General features: G+C 48.6%; 11 protein-coding genes and 1 pseudogene. 6 read left to right on the top strand and 6 right to left on the bottom strand.

Annotation, left to right across the window (positions count from 1 at the left end; translation table 11 throughout):
• Positions 1–1165: 1165 nt before the first annotated feature.
• From H6F91_RS00145 to H6F91_RS00135, 3 genes are all read left to right on the top strand, one after another.
• Positions 1166–3040 carry a protelomerase family protein gene (locus tag H6F91_RS00145; protein ID WP_190769905.1) on the top strand — a complete coding sequence of 625 codons (1875 nt, stop codon included), beginning with the start codon at positions 1166–1168 and terminating at the stop codon, positions 3038–3040.
• Between the two features lie 446 nt (positions 3041–3486).
• Positions 3487–4194, top strand: coding sequence for a TIGR02466 family protein (locus tag H6F91_RS00140; protein ID WP_190769904.1), 708 nt, complete (start codon positions 3487–3489; stop codon positions 4192–4194).
• 95 nt (positions 4195–4289) lie between these two features.
• Entirely contained in the window at positions 4290–4475 is a 186-nt protein-coding gene (locus H6F91_RS00135) for a hypothetical protein (RefSeq protein ID WP_190769903.1), read from the top strand.
• Positions 4476–4496: 21 nt separating this feature from the next.
• Here the strand turns inward: H6F91_RS00135 and H6F91_RS00130 are convergent, their stop codons facing one another.
• From H6F91_RS00130 to H6F91_RS28180, 6 genes and pseudogenes are all read right to left on the bottom strand, one after another.
• Positions 4497–5765 carry an MFS transporter gene (locus H6F91_RS00130; protein ID WP_190769902.1) on the bottom strand — a complete coding sequence of 423 codons (1269 nt, stop codon included), beginning with the start codon at positions 5763–5765 and terminating at the stop codon, positions 4497–4499.
• Between the two features lie 24 nt (positions 5766–5789).
• Positions 5790–6788: an iron-siderophore ABC transporter substrate-binding protein gene (locus tag H6F91_RS00125; RefSeq protein ID WP_190769901.1), complete on the bottom strand. Its 999-nt coding sequence runs from the start codon at positions 6786–6788 to the stop codon at positions 5790–5792.
• 3 nt (positions 6789–6791) lie between these two features.
• On the bottom strand, positions 6792–9290 hold the full coding sequence (locus H6F91_RS00120) for a TonB-dependent siderophore receptor (protein WP_190769900.1): 2499 nt from the start codon (positions 9288–9290) through the stop codon (positions 6792–6794).
• A 115-nt stretch (positions 9291–9405) separates the two neighbouring features.
• Complete coding sequence (locus H6F91_RS00115; RefSeq protein ID WP_190789172.1) at positions 9406–10413, bottom strand: AraC family transcriptional regulator; 1008 nt, start codon at positions 10411–10413, stop codon at positions 9406–9408.
• A 352-nt stretch (positions 10414–10765) separates the two neighbouring features.
• Positions 10766–11257: pseudogene (locus H6F91_RS00110) on the bottom strand (serine hydrolase); the annotation flags it as partial.
• 117 nt (positions 11258–11374) lie between these two features.
• Positions 11375–11497, bottom strand: a complete 123-nt coding sequence (locus tag H6F91_RS28180) for a hypothetical protein (protein WP_277874347.1) — start codon at positions 11495–11497, stop codon at positions 11375–11377.
• A 15-nt stretch (positions 11498–11512) separates the two neighbouring features.
• Between H6F91_RS28180 and H6F91_RS00105 the strand changes: the two genes are divergently transcribed.
• From H6F91_RS00105 to H6F91_RS00095, 3 genes are all read left to right on the top strand, one after another.
• Complete coding sequence (locus tag H6F91_RS00105) at positions 11513–11839, top strand: hypothetical protein (protein WP_190769898.1); 327 nt, start codon at positions 11513–11515, stop codon at positions 11837–11839.
• Positions 11766–12395, top strand: coding sequence for a hypothetical protein (locus H6F91_RS00100; RefSeq protein WP_190769897.1), 630 nt, complete (start codon positions 11766–11768; stop codon positions 12393–12395). Before H6F91_RS00105 ends, H6F91_RS00100 begins: the two co-directional genes overlap by 74 nt.
• 172 nt (positions 12396–12567) lie before the next feature.
• The coding region (locus H6F91_RS00095; RefSeq protein WP_190789171.1) for a serine/threonine-protein kinase PknK at positions 12568–16299 on the top strand (3732 nt) is incomplete at its 3' end.

The following is a 16299-nucleotide window of genomic DNA, read 5'->3' as shown; positions in this document are numbered from 1 at the left end:
CAAAGTTATTCAGAATAACTTTGCATCCAATCCAATCTTGCACTATAAGAAATATGTATACCCCTATATTGATATGGATCTTTTATATATTAAAATGTATATGGATAAGCGATCGCACTCTTATTTGTACCTCTTGTATATGCGATCGCTCCTTTATTTCACGTCTTCGGCTACACCTAAAACGTATGTATAGCGAGGGTTTGAGAATTAGGGCGATCGCACCCTTCTGCAACCACACTCCCTGCCACCCGTTCTCGGCTGCACCTCGAATACAGATGTAGCAAAGATTTCAGGGACATAATAAATGTATATGGATAAGCGATCGCACTCCTATTTGTACCCTTTGTATATGCAATCGCCCCTTCATCTTGCGTCTTCGGCTGCGCCTCAAACGTGTATATAGCAAGGGTTCAGGGATTAAGGCGATCGCACTCCTTCCTTTCCACGATCGTACCCCTGTTTCCCGTTCTTGGCTATGCCTCAAACGTATATGTAGCAAGGGCTTGAGAATTAGGCGATCGCATCCCTTAAAACCCTTTAGCACCCCTCAAAATAGCGATCCCCGTTTATAACCTACGGCTAAAACCTATATAGACCAATAGTTATAGCGTTTTGAGAGCGATCGCCCTTGCATCCATATCAATATCTAGAGCTGAATTGTATTCATATCCATATATTTAATATCCATATCATTTCTTTTGAATTGTCGATATGTATTACTATTTTGGATATGAATTACTCATGGATTGAGTGTTTTGGATTGGATGGCGATCGCACTCTATAAGAAATTTGTATGTATCGTTTTGGGGTGATCGCTTGCCAGGGAACAGGAATAGTTATCAATGAGAAATGTCTAGAGTGATGTAGTAACAATACATAAAGCTACTAACAGCGATCGCCTACTCGCACGTTGTAGCACTGAATTGAATGTGAATTAAGCTGTCTTGTCTATTGACTGCGTGTATGGATAAAGCTAAAGTGTATATGTATGCAAATCCACCTAAACCCTTCTGTCTCACCTAAGACAAGCTCAACGATTTTGCGCCATCCTAGCTTCTTCCTCTGGCGTTGGCGATCGCCATAACCCGATCGCTATAACTCCCACAAAATCTATATTCTTACCTTGGCTCTGCTCGTCTCACTCAACCCCCTACACAACACCGTTATGGGTACTCGTTCCTGGCTCAACAAACAAATCCAATCCGAAATCATTCCAGCGATCGCCTACCTCAACAACACGCCCCAAGGTCGTAGGAAAGCGCAAACTCTCACCCAAGAGCTGCGCGACGGTTGGGCTAAGCGTGGCTTCACCCAACCTGCTCAGCAGAAACCCCTCTTTGATGAACTTCGGCGGGTTATTCGAGCCAAGTTTGGTGATGACCATTTCTCCCTCGACTACTTCAAACTCAGCCGGGATGAACACTTCGCTATTAACCAACAAAACCAATCCAACGCCCGTGACCGACAAATCCACCAGCAGTATCTTGATAACCCTGATGAAATCGTCGCTACTGCCGTCAGACTCCTCGATTCCCCTGAATGGGCTGACATCACCGCTGGCTTAGCGGTGCTGACGGGTAGACGGCTCAATGAAGTGTTGAAGACGGCTCAGTTCAACGTCGTCTCCCAGTGGGTTGTACGCTTCTCTGGCGCACTCAAACGCCAGGGTGAAGAAGTGCCCCTGGTCTTCGACATCCCTACCCTTACCACCGCTAAACGGGTCATTCAAGCCACCGAAAGGCTACGTCAGATTACTCCCCCTGGAGCCAACGAGAGCAAAGTCGCTCTCGCCAGCGATCATCACTTCCATCAACTCGTCCCTGCTCCTCACGGCAAAACCAACCTCTACGCTCACCTCTGGCGATCCGTCTACTGCTGCATCGCTACCTTCTGGTACTGCCCTAAGCACGTCGATGATCTCCTGTTCAAAGCTCATATCCTGGGTCACTTTGAGACGCTAACCCAGGACGAACAAAAGATATTGGCTCACGGTCAGCAACTCAACCAGGGCAAACTCCGGCAACGCCTTGAAAACTTCGCTTCTGACCGTCATTACCGCCTCTACGAAATTGACGATAAGGTGATCGCTCAATACAACGGTCAGCGCAAAGGCATCAAGTTGGGCTATGGCAGCATTCAACCCATCGAGGCATTCACTCACGGTCTACCCGAACACCAACCCGAACCCATAAAACGCAAAACTCCCTCTTCCCTTCGCGTCTGGAAAGAAGACCACAACGCGATCTCATCTATCCTCTCTAACTTCCCCGGCAACACCCAACCCGACAAGGTTTCTAGCTGGATCAACTGGTCCCTTGAGCAGATCCTCAAAGGCAAGCTCTCTACTCCTACTTCCCAACACCAGGCCCATGACCAGGCCGACACCCACCAGGCCCACGACGAGGCCCACACTATCACTCCCCAAACTGATTCCTACAATCCCCATCCGGGTAGCTCTCTGGAATTTCCACCAGCGCCCGATACCTCAACCATCGAGCAATCCCACCATCAGGCCGCCGATGATGCCCCACCCCCACTTCTACCAGAGCCGGAAGAATCCCTAACACCTGCTCCAACTCCGACGGCGGCGGCCGCTAACCCTCTAGAGTCCAAACTCGATCAACTCCTCGATGTCATGACTCTCTTCGTTCAAGGCCAGATGCAGCAGCAGCCCGGGACACAAAAACGCGCGATCAATCCTAATCCCTCTACTCCTCAGCCTCTAACCCCATCAGAGTCAGAATCAGATACCTCTGAAAAAACTCGCAGATACAAAACCGGAGAAGCTGACGGCATTATCAACCGTGCCATCGATGCCATCATTGCTCACAATAATGCTCCGGGTAGGCTCCACGACGATAAGTGGGCCATCTCCATCAATGGCCTCAAAAACTACTCCCTCAACCAACGCGCCATCGAACGGATCACTCAGGAACGCAAAGACGAAATTCAACAGCATCATGCTCTGCATCAGTTGGGAGCAAGGCATAACGACCGGCACAAACGCAAATTCAAAATTAATCAGGTCATTACCCTTTGAGATGGGAGACGGGGCGATCGCCTTCACGCAGTTAATTTGTTAATTCAACCCTCAAAACACAACGCACATAATCTGTTATTACACCAATCGCCTGTCTCAAAGCTGTCTCATTGCTCAAATGCTTTACTCCTACTGGCTTTCATCTCCTTATTCCTCAACGAAGTTAATTTGTTAACGACGTAGGTAATGTGTTAATCGACACCACTCCGCTTCGCTCTCGCACATCGATTCTTACTGCCATCTCAGGCTCCTTTTGTTACACCTGCAATGGCATTATCCTCCTCTAATTCCCCTCTAATCCCCTCTACTTAACAATCCCAGCCCCTTCTATTCAACCTCGTTGCGCATCTCGTGGGAATAATGGCTCAGGTAATTCGTTAAGCGACACCGCCCAACAAAGGTAGCAATCTAGTGCAAAACTAGAGACAGTCGTTACATCAATCAAGATGCCCATTGAAACCTGGTTTCCACTAGCGATTTATTATGAGGATTTGCCATATGCTTCGGAACATCGACAGCCTTTGATTGAAGCAGTCCTGGATTTAGAGCAGGAAGGAATCGAACCTCAGAATTATACTCAGATGGCGTGGACGGGAGATATTCACGGTGTCAATCAAATTCATGCTCATCCAGCTTTTAACTGGATTGTGGAACAGGTTGAGCGGCACACAACGACGTATCTTGAAAACATCGGTGTAGATATCAGCAACGTCGATTTATACATTCAAAGAGCATGGCCCATTGTCTCTCGCACCGGGCAGGAAGTTGGGGCGCATTGCCACAACACGGCTCACGTCAGCGCGGTTTACTATATTCAAGTGCCCACGGATGAGGGGAGCGACCCAGGGAGTCTACTTTTTTTCAATGATGCACGGGTGAATGAGGTGTGCCCAGGATTGGGCAGTGAAAACACAGATATCGTCGATGCAGAGAACGATCTCAATCAGCTTTATGTGGTTTACCCGCCTGTCGAAGGGCGGTTGCTAATCTTTCCAGCAAAACAACGCCATGCCGTTAGCATGAACGAAACCCAGGAGTTACGTCTGTCTCTGTCGTTCGATATTGTATTGACAGCCACAGGAGAAGTCGCAGGGGTTTACGAGTTCCTAACCCCACCGCCCAATCAGTGGAAAAAATTTAAGAGCGATCACTAAACCGAAATGTCGCGTCTCTCACTTTTTGGGTTCATGAACCCAAAAAGTGAGAGACGCGACAAGCGCTAGAAGCGGCAAGGCAAGGGTTACGAGCGATGGCACTGCTGTGGAACTTCCATCCCTATGGGCGCAAAGTTCAGGCGATGGAACCGCACTCGATGTCTCCCTTTGAAGACCTCAATGGCTTTCACTATCACGATAACTGGTTACGCAACTTCCTGAGTGCTTCTTCCCTCAATGGCCGTGGAACGGCGAAACCTAACAAACACAAACTTGATTAGAACCAGCAAACACTCGACTTCCTACATCACACCGCTCTCATAACCCCTTCTTAAGGGTTTCAAAGTATAGCCAATAAGGCCAATGCCGATCAGTCCAATTGAGCTAAGTAAATATAAGATTGCAAGTCCGGTTCCTGGTTCACTGCCCATAATGGGAGTGAACCAGTGTGATAGAGAGGTATTAGATTGCAGGAGAGGCTCAACGATCTGATCCGCCAGAGGTCCAGCTATTAAAGTTGCGATCGCACTCACAACCTGAACGATGAGAGCGTTTGCAGAGAATACACGCCCTTGTATCTCAGGACTAATCGTTTCCATCCAGAGTGCAGTTTCGGAGCTACCCAGCAAAGGGAAATGCAGGGAAGAGCAAAATTGGGCGGGAATCCAAATAGCCAGTGAGCTCCCTAATCCAAATATAGTTTTGCTTAGTCCTGCACCAATAAACCCTACCAAGAGGCCGTGAATTCGGCGCTTTGGCCCACCCCAAGCACTTAGTAAAACCGCCCCAGTCACGCCACCGATCCCGGCGGCTGAGGCTACGCTTCCCAAGACTTTGGCACTTCCCTGGCTACGTACCAAAATCATTGGATCATACAGGGCGCTACCAAAATCGTGAACAAACCAGAATAGAGCGGTAATGAGAAGGAGGGCTTTCAGGCTGGGGTTTTGCCAGATGTAGCGAAAGCCAAAGGTTAGGGTTTGGAGAATTGGGGTCGAATCGTTTTGGGGTTGTGGTTGCGGAATGGTGGTCGTCAGGAGGAGGGCGATTGCCACTCCAAAGGTGATCAGATCAACCAGCAAGATTCCAGATAGATCTACGATCGGATAAAGAGTTCCAGCCAGGGCAGGGGCCAGAATAGAAGAGCCATAATGGACCGCAGAATCCATGCTGTTAGCACGGGTATAGTGCTGAGGGGGCACCATCAACGTGATTGAGGTGGAATAAGCCAGCCGTTGAATTTGTCCAAAACCACCATTGATGGCAGCACTCAGGTATAGATGCCAGATCTGTAGATGCTCTGTGAGGTAGAGCAGAGCAATGGCGAGACTGGAGAGGGCCGCGATCGCATCCCCCAACATCATCAAATGTTTGCGATTAATGCGATCAACCAAGAATCCTGAAAAGAAGGTCATCGGAATTCGAGGCAGTTGCGCAAAGAAACCGACCAGCGCAAGCGCAGTCGCAGAATGGGTCAGTTCCCATGTCCATATCAGGAGGGCAAACTCGGTCATGTAGCTGCCCAGGGTGGAAACCAGCTGACCGAACCAAATTAGGGTAAACGTTCGCACGGAAATGTAAGACTAAGTCCGTTTCTAGGGGGCAGAGGAAGAAGGCACAAGATAGTTGGATAGGTCATCCAATACTTGCTCGGCGGCCAGAATGTCGGCTCCGCGCCAGGTTGAATAATCGACCGGGTAAACCTGATTACGCTGGACGGCTTTTAATTGTGACCACAAAGGTTGTTGCTGAAGTTTCTGCAAGGCGCGATCGTCATCATTACTAAAGGTCGTCACAAACAACAGGTCGCCATCAGCATCGGCTAACCGTTCTTCGGAAAGCTTGACCATGCCACCTTCAGCCGTTTTGTCCTGGGCTGGAGGCCGCCGAAATCCTACATCTTCGAGGATGGTTCCGATAAACGAGTTTTTCAGATCCAGATCCACCTGGTTGCAGCAGAGGTGAACAAAGGAGACTTCCAGGGTTGCGGGGCGATCGCCCAAACTAGCTTTCAGTTCAGCTACCCGCTGGTTATACCGCGCCATGATCTGTTCTGCCTCAGCCGTCTTGTTTAGAACTGCGGCCACATCAAATAAGTGCTGCTTCCAGGACGGGGTGCCTTCCCATGCCAGTATCACCGTTGGGGCAATTTGCGATAGCTGAGGGTAAATAGCCTCGTTGATCGTTCCCAGGATGAGATCAGGCTGAAGTTGCAGAATTTTTTCCAGGCTGGGCTGATTCTGATCGCCCACAAAGGCGACATCACCCAACCGTTCCTCTAAGTAAGGGGGAATAGTTATACCCGATTCTGCAGGATAGGAGGCAACCCCAATTGGCTGCACCTCAAGGGCCAGCACATTAGCCAAAGTAGGAGTCCATAGCACCACAATCCTTTGGGGGTTGAGCGGCACGCAGGTTTCGCCCAGGGTATGCTGCACAGTGCGGCAATTCGCGTCAGTGGTGCGATCGCTGGCTCCGGGAGACGAGGCTGGGCTGCCACAAGCGACAGCCAGCACGAGAGTTAGGAGAAAGAGTAGAACTCGCTTCAGGATCAATGGCTGGTTCCACGGCTGCATCATTGAGGACAGGGCCATAACCTAAAACTCCCAGGCGATTGTTCCTCGCACCGTAAACGGTGCACCCGGATAGACCCGCAAATCGCTATCTGCGGTTTCGTAGTAGTCAATATCGAACAGGTTTTCAAAGTTTAAGCCAAGGCGAAGGCGATCGCGCCGGTAGAAGATTGCAGCATCCGTCCGCAAATAGTCGGGTAGCTCAAAGGTATTGCCCAGATCCCCTTCCCGCTCACCCACATAAAATAGCCCTAGACCAAAGCCCAATCCCTGCAAACCTCCACTCTGAATTTCATAGGTTGTCCATAGACTGGCACTGTTTCGGGGCACGTTATTGAGTTGATTACCTTCCTCAATCAGATTATCTTCCGTCACCCGTGCGTCTGTCAGGGCATAGCCTGCAACAATATTCCACCCAGGTAAGATTTGGCCTGCAACATTCAATTCAATCCCCTGGCTTTGTTGTTCTCCTGTTTGAATCGAGAAATTTGGATCCCTGGGATCGCTGGTTAAAACATTGGTGCGGGTGATATCAAACAAGGCCAGAGTTGCTGAAAATTGATCCGTAATATCGAATTTGGCTCCAATTTCATACTGCGTTGCTCGCTCGGGTTCAAATAACTGGTTATCAAATCCTCGTCCAACGACAGGGTTAAAGGAGCGGCTAAAACTGGCATACAGGGAGAGGGGTTCAATCGGTTGATAAACCAGGCCAATGCGTGGGCTGAAGGCTTCATCGGATTGGCTTGTTTCCGTATCGGCCAGAAAATCTTCCTGGGTTTGTTCAACAAAGTCCAAGCGGCCCCCCAACACGAGTTTGAGATTGTCCAGCAACGTGATTTGATCCTGAATAAACAGACCCGCGAATTCGGTGACCGTTGAATTATCAATGCGGAACGTGGTTGCCCCAGCTTCTCCGCCATAGTCGGGATCAAACAGATCGAGGGAGGGAAAATCGAAAATGGAAAACTCATTTTCGTAGAGGTCTTCCCGATACAGATCAAATCCCACTAGAATCTGATGACCGATTGTTCCCGTCTCGAAATTTCCGGTGACTTCCGTTGTCAGGCTGAAACTATCGGTGCTGCTGCTGCCTGTGGTGGCTCCGCGATTCAGGGTGCGATCGTCCGGTTCTAGACCTGCCGGGAAGTAACTATCCTGCTCGTACGAGAAGAAACTGGCACGGAACGCATTGCGAACCGCCCAGTCTTCACTGAAGCGATGCTGGAGATCATAGCCCAGTCTCCAGATGCGGTTGTTGATGAAGTCTCGATCGGGTTCAGAAATATTGCGATCTAGCGGAATTTCACCGTTGGCATTATCCAGTACCGTTCCCCGTGCCGGTAGCCCTCGATAGTTGGGTTGGCGATCGCTCTGATACTCGGTCTCCAGGGTCAACGTTGTGTCAGATCCAATAGCCCATTGGACAACAGGGGCAATAAACCACCGTTCTGTCTCCACAAAATCGACAAAACTTTCACCGCTCTCGTAGGACGCGTTGAGACGATAGAGGAGAGCGCGATCGTCTGTCAATGGCCCCGTCAAATCAAAGGCAGGACGGAAAAACTCGTAGCTACCGAGGGTCAGTTCCACCTCATAGGCAGCGTCAGGTTGCGGCTGCTCGGTGATAATGTTCAGAACACCCCCTGGACTGCCCGAGCCAAACAGAACTGACGCTGGCCCCCGGAGGATCTCCAACCGTTCAACATTGCTCAGATTGGCCGAGGTTTGTCCGCTGGTGGCGTCGCGCAGGCCATTGCGAAGAATATCGGAGTTGTTCAACCCAAATCCCCGAATGGTAAAGCCATCGGCAAAAGAGACAGATGAGGTATTGGGTGTCACCCCCGCTACGGTTCGTACCCCCTCTTCTAACTGATTCACCTGGCGGTCTTCCAAAACTTGCTGTGGCACAACTTGCACCGAAGCAGGCACATCTCGCAGGGGTGTATTGGTGCGAGTTGCTGTGCTTTCTGAAGGGTTGTAGCCGTCCTCCTCACCCGTCACAACAATCTGGATCGCATCGGCTTCTACAGTAGTGCCAGCTCCCCCCGGCGTTACCCCCAACAATAGCCCCTGGATATCAGAGCGGACTTCGACGACGGGCGGTGCATCGGTTCCCGTTATGGCCACCCGGACGCGATCGCCCGGTAGCCCAGTCACGCTGATTAGAGCAATGCCATCAATGGGGTTTTCCTGTTGAAACTCATTGCCACTTGGAAGTGCTAGAACAGCATTCGGAAGATCTGCAACCAGAGCGTTCCCAATCGTTCGGGTTGCTGGGATTAATTGCTCCCCCTCAGTCGTTTCCAGAACTACCTGCAAGCTCGTTCCACTAGCCTCTACTCGCACCCCTGTCACGGTGGTAGGGGTAGCTTCTAGTTGGGCCACCCATTCCTCCACAGTCGTTGCTGGAGAAGGGCTATCAAGCTGGTTGTTAGGGTTTGCTTGAACCGGTTGAATAGATAGAACCGTTGCGATCGCCGCGATCGATAGCCTACTGGCCTGACACCACCACACTTTCATTGAACTCACACCAGAAGTTGCAAATAATTCTCAATAGGGAAGTATAGTACGGAGTTCTGTGTACCCTGTCAGTTCCAAAACGGATCTTTTTCATCCCTGGCGGGATCGTAAATTACTAAACACCTTTTATGGAGCGAGGATTAACCCCAAACTGCTTGCGGAAGGCCGCGTCAAAGTGCCCCTGACTGGAGTAACCCACTGTTGCTGCAACTTGCGTCACGGACATATCACAGGATTCCAATAACTGGCGGGCGCGTTCGAGCCGATGCAATCTCACATAACCAAAGACGGTTGTTCCAAATATCGATCGAAAACCAACCTTCAGCTTGTAATCATTCAACCCGACCTGCCGTGCCAGTTCTAGTAGAGATGGGGGATTATTTAGATCTCTAAGGAGGATATGCTTGGCCTCGTGTAAGCGCTCAATATCACTGGGGCGTAAACGCTTTGAAGAAGATTGAGAAGACGTTTGGCTACTCCACTGTTCCAGTTGCAAAGCCACTAACTCGAGTGCTTTACCTTCTAAATAGAGGCGTTTCATAGCGCCTTGATAAGGGCAGTTGAGAATTTGCTGCAAAACCGTTTGCATTCTGCAATCCATAACACCCATAGGTTGATGAAAGCGCAGAGCTTGTTCAGATTCAATTAACTGTTGTAATGGCAATGGCAAAAAATTGAGATCAGGCCCCAAAGACCGTAGAAAATCAAGGCTGAAATGCAGTCTTAAAACTTGAATACGTTGATTTGCAGAAAACAACTCTACCTCGTGGATGTCAGGAAGAAAGAACAGGTAGTTATGGCCTACTCTCTCCTCATATTCACTACTAACACCTTTTACGCCAGGTGTTAGCACCTGATGATGCCCCGACAAGTAGAATTTTCCCGTTAAATAGGGCGTGTCATCGTGATAGGTATGCAGGCCCAAAGGGTTGTGATAAGTGTCATCATTAAATTCCAAAATAAGGCCAGAGCGCAACCTAACCCGCCAGAAATAATCATGACTGTAATGGTTCTGGCATGATCCGATTTCATCAAAACCATCTGTTTTATAGTGGATTGTTCCTCTGATCTTTAAATCTTCTTGCCATTGCTTCCAGTAATCATCGGCATTAATGAAATCCATGTTTTTTTCATATCCCTACAATAAAGAAAGATTGTACCGGACTTCACACCTCACTTCCCAGTTAGCATTTAGTCTCAGATCAGTCATGTACATATCTAGTTCTGCAACCCATCTCATATGATGAAAGGCTGTTGGCGACGATTAATACCGTCCCAAAAACGAGTTACTTACTACCAGTGTGACCGGAGTCAAAGACTCTTTTACGTGGGGACAGTGGGACAGATTCTACTGGAAGAGACGGTTCTCCATTGACTTGGGAAGATTAACTTTAATCCTCAAACACTCGACTTTCTACATCGCACCCCTTCAATCACCCCTACAAGCAGAAGATGGCAGGAGCCTAAGGACAGGAAACGGCGATCGCTAAATGTTGTCCATTCGGCAAGGTTACAATTCCCACATCATTGGTTGCAGCTGTCACTCCGTCAACAGTACTCGATGTCCCCGTTTTGTGTGCGACCACTGTCCCATCAGGTAACAGTCCTTTAATACGTCGTGGACCTGTCGGTGTCTCGGTCATCAACCGTAGCAGCAACGCCTGGCTAGCATCTGGAAGCCCCTGCCCTTCATGCAAAGCACGCAATAATGTGACGGCTGCATCAGGTGTGGCATAGTTACGATACTGCACGGCTTTATCTTGAGCAATTTCTTTTTCCGTATTGGCTACAACAAGGTTCTCTACACCAAGGTCACGCAAATACTGAGTGACAACGTCCGGTCCGTCGACTAGCTCCAACAATACATCACAAGCTGTTCCATCACTTTCAAGTACCGTGTATTCCAGCACTTCAGCCAGGCTCAGTTTCACCCCTTGTGGATACTCATCTGGAATCGGACTGTGCTGAGGGGCTAAGAGGATGTTTAAGATCTATGCAGATAGTGAGCCAGGGTTGATTCCAATACTGCTGGTTGTATTTGGTATCGGATGGTATCTCATCACGCGAGCCTGAATGCGGTCGCATCACAAGTAAGCTCGACCTCCAGCCACAGCATTGCCTAACAATATGCCCTGAGCCGGACGAGGCCACAGAAAGAGGCGGGAGCGATCGCTCCGAATTTCACGAATTTCAGATAGAGATAACATTGTGATTCATACGATGTGCGCGGAGTTGGGGGTGGGAGAGAAGCCGACCGGGCTGATACAGCCGCAGCATCCTTTTGGGCTGCCCCTGAACTGGTGAAAGACTACGCACGGCAGCCTTTGGAGGCGCTTTACCAGCAGTATGGCAACGGGTGGCGCAGCGGCTTTGAACGTTTTGCACGGGAGGAACAGCACGCGATCGCACAGTGCCCGATCCGTCCCGTTCCTATCATGCTGAGCATCTTCTGTTTATTGAAACAGGAGGGTGAGGATGACAGCGACACAATTGGCATTGGAGTTGTGGGATCAGTTGCAACAGGCACAGCAGATGCCGGAGGCGGTTGACGTGGCGCAACTGTTGGATGAGGTGGAAGCAGCAGCGGCACAACTGCCTGAAACCCAAAGGTCGCAGTTTGCTGGAGATGCTTTGCTTCAGATTGCTGAGCTATGTGCTATGCGAGCTGAGGTGCTGATGATCCAGTGGGAAGAGTTAGTCCGTGATCCAATCGTTGAGCAAAGCTTTTTTGCCGATGTGGTGCGACAGTCAATGGCAGTGGATTTGAGCGATTTAATGAAGCCAGCCCGATCGCGCCAGAAAGAGCAAAGCCGATTGCTAAACCGAAAGAATCGATTGCGGCTCCCATTGACAAAGCAGCAGTGCTGGCAATGGTTGACCGCTAGAAGCAGAAGACGAAGTAGCGCAGAAACAGTCTGTTTTGATCGCCCATTCAGAAGATCTGGCTGGACAGCAGCGATTTTAGAGTGGCTACAGACCACCCTACTTTCGGTTTCGATCGCCGAGCTCAGTGATAGCTTAGAGATGCGGTGGATAGAGGTATGGTTGGGCGTGTTGTTCGGCGGTTTTCGAGAACTTACACCAGCAAACTTTGGATCGCAATAATTTCAAAATTGGCAACGAGATTTTGGGGTCGCTTGGAACCTTCCCCCCGCTGCCACTGAAATGTAGTCATTGGAAAACCTTCAGAAATCCACCCAGAAGCTTAATTTTCTGAATTTTGGCAAGCGATATACTTTGGGGAACGGATGACAGTCCTTCATCGGGGAAGTATTCAATGATTACCCTGCCTGGAATTACTATCCACAGCAAAATCTATGAGAGCTTAGCTTCTTTGGTATATCGGGGCATCAGAGAGCAAGATAACTGTGCCGTGATTGCCAAAGTTCTCAAGCAGGATTATCCCTCTCCTCAGGAATTAACTCGCTATCGGCAGGAGTATGAAGTTACTCGTTTTCTCAACATTGAAGGCGTAGTCAAGGCATATAGCCAACAAGACTATCATCGTACGCTAGTTATTCTTTTAGAAGACTTTGGTGGAGAGTCTTTAGAATGCTGGATGCGGCAGCAATTAGATTTCTCTCCCATGCCGCTGTCGGTTTTTTTGAATATGGCGATCGCCATCACGGATACTCTGGGCAAAATCCATGCGGCTCATGTCATCCATAAAGATATTAATCCTGGCAACATTGTCTTTAATCCAAACACTGGCGTTGTCAAAATCATCGATTTTGGCATTGCTACTCGCTTTAGTCGTACCAATCCCACCTTCAAAAGTCTCCATCTTCTAGAAGGAACCCCCGCCTATTTGTCGCCAGAGCAAACCGGACGAATGAACCGGATGCTCGACTATCGCACCGACTTTTATTCACTGGGTGCAACCTTCTACGAACTGTTGACGGGACAATTGCCGTTTCCCACCCGTGATCTCCTGGAACTAGTTCACTGTCACATTGCTAGACCGCCGACTCCTCCACATGAATTGAATACCACGATTCCTCAACCTGTTTCAAACCTAATTTTGAAACTGATGGCAAAAAATGCAGAGGATCGTTATCAAAGTGCCTGGGGCATCAAAGCAGATCTAGAGCGCTGTGCCCAACAACTGGCGGAAATGGGTCAGATTAACGCCCTATCGTTGGGACGGCAAGATGTCTCCGAGCAGTTCCATATTCCTCAAAAACTGTATGGGCGAGAAGCGGAGATCGAAGCATTATGGGTGGCGTTTGACAGAGTGGCAGGGAGTCAGGCAGTCCGTGAAATGATGCTGGTCTCCGGTTATGCGGGCATCGGCAAAACAGCATTGGTACAGGAACTCTTTAAACCGATCACCGCAAAGCACGGCTATTTTATCTCTGGCAAATTTGACCAATTCCGGCGCAATACTCCCTACAGCGCGATCGTCGATGCCCTGCAAAAATTGGTGCAGCAACTCTTGGGTGAACCTAATGAACAGGTGGAAGTATGGCGATCGCGTCTACTCACTGCTTTGGGAAGCAACGGACAAATTATCATCGATGTCATTCCCGAAGTTGAGTTCATTATTGGCAAGCAGCCCCCTGTGCCCGAAGTTGGAGCAACAGAAGCACAGAATCGCTTCAACCTCACGTTTCAAAGGTTTGTGCGGGCGTTCTGTGCAAAAGAGCATCCCCTAGTCATCTTTTTAGACGATCTACAGTGGATCGATTCTGCGACGTTGAAGTTAATTGAACTCATATTGCTTGACGAGCAAATCCAGTATCTGTTTTTGATCGGAGCCTACCGAGATAACGAACTGACTCCAGAGCATCCGTTGGTCTTAACGCTAGAGAGCCTGCGAAAAGGGGGAGCAGTATTTCAGGAAATTATCCTGACCCCCTTAACACTGGAACCGTTGAGTCAACTGATAGCTGAGACATTACATCACAATCCTGATACCGTTCGCTCCCTAGCCCAAGTCGTGTTGCGTAAAACCGAGGGCAACCCTTTCTTTGTTGGTGAATTTTTGAAGCTGCTGCATGGCGAAAACCTGTTGACCTTTGATGCCCAACAGTTGAGTTGGCAGTGGAACCTAGCTGAGATTGAAGCTCAAGATATCACTGCTAACGTGGTGGAGTTGCTGCTGCGTCAGTTGCAGAAATTGCCGGAAGCAACACAGCAAGTTCTCTCCACCGCGGCTTGTGTTGGGTCTGAGTTTGATTTAGAAACGTTGGCGCTTAGCGCAGAGCGCAACTCCGAAGGAACCGTTTGGGAAAAATCACCGAAAGCAATTTTCCAGGATCTACTTGCAGCAATACAAGCGGGATTAATTCAAACTCTGTCTGAATTGGACGAAGATTTGTTGGTTCAAGAGTATAAGTTTCTGCACGATCGCGTTCAGCAAGCGGCTTATGCTTTGATTGATGAGTCGCAGAAACAGGTTGTTCATGTCCAAATCGGTCGCAATTTGCTCGAAAAAACTTCACCAGAGCAACGATCCGAGCGGTTGTTTGCCATTGTCGATCATCTCAATCAAGGACTTGAGCTAGTCACTGTTCGATCAGAACGAACTGAAATTGCCAGATTGAATTTAAGGGCAGGTCAGAAAGCAAAGACAGCAACGGCTTATGACGCAGCGTTTAAGTATTTCACGACAGGGATTCAACTTCTTGATACAGAGAGTTGGCAGAGTGAGTATGACCTCACCTTAGCGCTGTATTCAGAAGCAGCAGAAGCGGCGTATCTCCAAGGTCGCTTTGATGAGATGGAACAGTTGGTAGAAGTGGTACTCGCTCGTGCCAAAACAGTGGTTGACAAAGTACAGGCTTACGATAGCAGAATTCAAGGATATTTGTCACAGGGCAACCTGAAAGAAGTACTAAAAACTGGATTGGAAGCGTTAAAGCTCTTGGGAATCAATTTAATAGAAAATCCAAGTCAGTTAGATGTTCAAAAAGAATTGGAGTCAACGACTGCACTATTAGCTGGACGAGACATCGAAGACTTAATTAATCTAGCAAAGATGACCGCACCAGAACCGCTGGCAGCAATGTATATCCTGGTGAATATCGTGGTTGCTGCAAATATGGTGTCATCAGCACTGATGATACTGATTGTGTGCAAAATGGTAAATTTATCAATCAACTACGGCAATGCTACCTGGTCACCACTGAGTTATGCTGCCTACGGAGTTGTTCTAGGTGACATTGTTCAAGACATTGAACTCGGTTATAAATTTGGTCAATTAGCTCTTAGCTTGACAGAACGATTGAATAGCAAAAAAAGGAATGCTAAAGCATTAGCGATATTTAGTGCCAACATCATGCACCGGAAGGTACATTTTAGGGAAATAATACCAATTCAGGTTGATGTTTATCAAAACGGAGTGGAAACCGGAGACTTTGAATTCGCTGGCTATGCTGCATGTAATGTATGTTGTTACTCGTTTCTTGCCGGTGAGGAACTCACCCAACTGGAACAAAAAACGGCAACCTACAGCAAAGCAATCAGACAAATCAGACGGGAAAACCCCTCTAATTGGATTGCAGTGTTGTGGCAGACAATCCTTAATCTGTTAGGTAGATCTGAGAATCCCACCCGTTTGATTGGTAATGTATATGATGAAGAGCAAGCGCTATCGCGCGCTATTGCAGTTAAAGACAGAACTGAAATTCCCTACCTCTATTTAAACAAAATTATACTGTGTTATCTATTTGGGGAATATCATCAAGCTGCACAAACTGCTGTGTTAGCAAGGCAGCCTTTAGAAGAAATAACAGAACCTATATTCCATTTCTACGATTCTCTGGTGCTTTTGAGCCTATTGGTTGAGGCTTCAAGCTCTGAAGAAGAAGATTGGCTAAGTTGTGTTAGCTCTAACCAAAAAAAGGTGCAAAAATGGGCAGAACACGCCCCAATGAATTATTTACATAAATTTCATCTAGTCGAAGCAGAGAAAGCGCGAGTTTTAGGGCAGTTTCTTGAGGCTGAAGAGCTTTATGAACGAGCGATCGCAGGTGCTGCTGAAAATGAGTATATCCAGGAAGAAGCA

Source organism: Leptolyngbya sp. FACHB-8 (assembly GCF_014695575.1).
Taxonomy (GTDB): Bacteria; Cyanobacteriota; Cyanobacteriia; order Elainellales; family Elainellaceae; genus Vacuolonema.
This window is presented reverse-complemented; position numbering and strand designations above follow the sequence as displayed.